The sequence below is a fragment of the Streptococcus mitis genome, assembly GCF_003942995.1.
GTDB lineage: Bacteria > Bacillota > Bacilli > Lactobacillales > Streptococcaceae > Streptococcus > Streptococcus mitis_CV.
In genome coordinates, this window is the sequence record NZ_RJOH01000038.1 from 1 (window position 1) to 2,581 (window position 2,581).

A 2,581-nucleotide genomic window follows, 5' to 3' on the forward strand; every position below is an offset into this window, starting at 1 on the left:
CAATTGCTGTTAATTTTTCTGCTAATTTTTTCGCTACTTCAGCTTTAGCCGCTGCTTTAACTGCTACTGTTGGGGTTACAGCTTCAATTGCTGCTATACCGTCTGTTTGAGCTGTTGCTACTCCTGCATTGTCAGTTGCTGCGTCAATTGCTTGATTTGCTTTTGTTGCTGCGTCTTGTGCTGCTTGTTTAGCCGCATCTTTTTCTTCTTTCGTTGCGTTTGGAGTACCTTCAANTGCTGTTAATTTTTCTGCTAATTTTTTCGCTACTTCAGCTTTAGCCGCTGCTTTAACTGCTACTGTTGGGGTTACAGCTTCAATTGCTGCTATACCGTCTGTTTGAGCTGTTGCTACTCCTGCATTGTCAGTTGCTGCGTCAATTGCTTGATTTGCTTTTGTTGCTGCGTCTTGTGCTGCTTGTTTAGCCGCATCTTTTTCTTCTTTCGTTGCGTTTGGAGTACCTTCAAGTGCTGTTAATTTAGCTTTTTTAGCCTTATCAACTTCTAATTTAGCTTGAGCTTTTTGAAGCAACAAAGTCTGGGCGTTAATATCTGCTTGATTTTTTCGATTCGCTATTTCTACATTGTTAGTTTCTTCATTCAATATTTCTTGAGCCTTAGCTAATTCTGCTTGATAAGCAGTCCATGCTTCAGGTGTATAATCGATTTGATTTAATGTTGCTACCTTAGCTGCCTCTGCCTGCAGATCAGCTTTATACATATTAATCTTAACTGTTTGTTGTGCAACTGTATCACTACCTGTTTTTTTAGTTCCGTTATCAATCAGATTTCCTGAAGTTTGATAAGAAACTGTCCCCTCCAATTGTTTTTCAATTGGTTTGTTAGTTGGCAAACTAAAAGTATACGTTAAAGTCTGTTCTCGTTTAGGGTCTAAATTGTTAAAACCAAGGGTCAAACTAGTTCCATTTAGTTGGGCCGAGCTTGTACCTGTTGTTCCAACTAATGTTGCACCTTCTGGCAACTCAACTCTATACTGATTATTTGTAGAAGTTGAGAATCCTTTATTAATGACTTTTACAGTCACAGTAGTATTCACAGTAGTAGGAGTAGCAGAAGTAGCTGTAGATTCATAAGTAGTGTTCACAACTTCAGATACAAGATAAGAACCACTAGCAACACGAACATTACTTACAACTCCTCCTGCATTCTCATCAGATGATATAGATGGTTTATTGAATCTGTTATCACCACTATGATTTTCTGTACTTTTATCAAGAGCTGTTTCAAATTGAAGTCTTAATTTTGTTAAGCCTTTAGGAACATTTACAAGAACAGACATTTCTCCCATCGGAGTACCAGCATAACCTCTTGCATACTGACCGAGTACAGCTCCTGTTTCTGGATTTTTAGCAACTAGTTTTGCTCCATTATTACCACTATTTATATTTACTGTTGTCCCTCTCCAAGTTACCTTCACCTCTTGGCCACCCACTACATCAATATCTTGATAAATAGGACCAAATTCAGGTTTTTGACGACCACTCCACGCTTCTCTTCCTGGATATACTGCTAAAACAGCTCCTATTCCAGAACCTCTGTCACCCGGAAAAGCATCTCCATATTGAGATGCATTCGCAGTCCAAATAAGAGGAACTGTTGTTGTTGTTGAATTAACAGGTTTCCATCCTGTTAATTTACTTATATCGTTCTTGACAGTAATAGGATCTGATTTTGCAGTTGGAAGTACTGCTCCTTGGCTAGTATCATTAAAATTACCATTTACAATAGCTACATTTGTTGCATTCGTAGCTAGGGGATCTGTGCTTGTTACAGTGCTAGGAGTTGAATCTGTACGGAATGGGTTATTTGTATCCAACGCTTTCCCATTACGTTCATCTCTAGAACCTGAGTTTGCAATAGAATTAGACTCCAAAGTCTTCTCTGCGCTGGTAAGTTTTTTACCTTCACTTAACTTATCAGTTGTATTATCTAATGGTTGTTCTTTTTTCTTTTCAGATTTTGTTTGCAATTTTGATGTCGCTGTAATTAACTTTCTATATGCTGCAGTTAATTCAGCTTGAGTTGTTGCAGTGCTTAAAACAGTTCTTGATTCGTCTAAGATAGTTCTAAGATTATTAACGCTTTCTTCTGTCTTAGTAGCATATGTTCCTTTAGCAAACTTGCCATCAATCTCTTTGATTAAATCTGTTAATTCTTTCTTATCTAGAGTCTCCACCTTCTGGGGTGCTGATTCTGGAGAGGGACTATTTTCAACTGTTGAAGGTTGAGTATTTGTCTCTACTGTTGCAGCAGGACTAGTGGCTACTGTATTACCTTCATAGTTACCATTCTGGGCATTCAGTTCTTTAGGTTGCGGTGCTAAAGTCTCCCCATTAGTTGAAGGCACGCTTTGCTCTGCAGCATATACTCCTCCATTTCCTAAAAACATGAAAAACGCAGCTACTGCGACACTAGCTGCACCAAAGCTGACTTTACGAATAGAAAAACGTAATTGCTTTTCACAATCGTGTTTACCCTTATGAAACATCTAAATTTCCTCCAAAATAAATATCTGTATCTAACTAGATTACACTATTATCCCAATAATTCAATATCCCTTTTT

Annotated in this window: 1 protein-coding gene and 1 pseudogene; both read right to left on the reverse strand. The window is 38.0% G+C overall.

The genetic code is table 11. From position 1 onward, the window contains the following. Nucleotides 1-2,365 (reverse strand): SasC/FmtB family protein (locus tag D8836_RS10975; protein ID WP_474104103.1); only part of this gene is annotated, 2,365 nt, incomplete at its 3' end. Nucleotides 2,366-2,376: 11 nt separating this feature from the next. Further along, nucleotides 2,377-2,506: pseudogene (locus D8836_RS11615) on the reverse strand (YSIRK-type signal peptide-containing protein); the annotation flags it as partial. Between the last annotated feature and the right edge of the window lie 75 nt (nucleotides 2,507-2,581).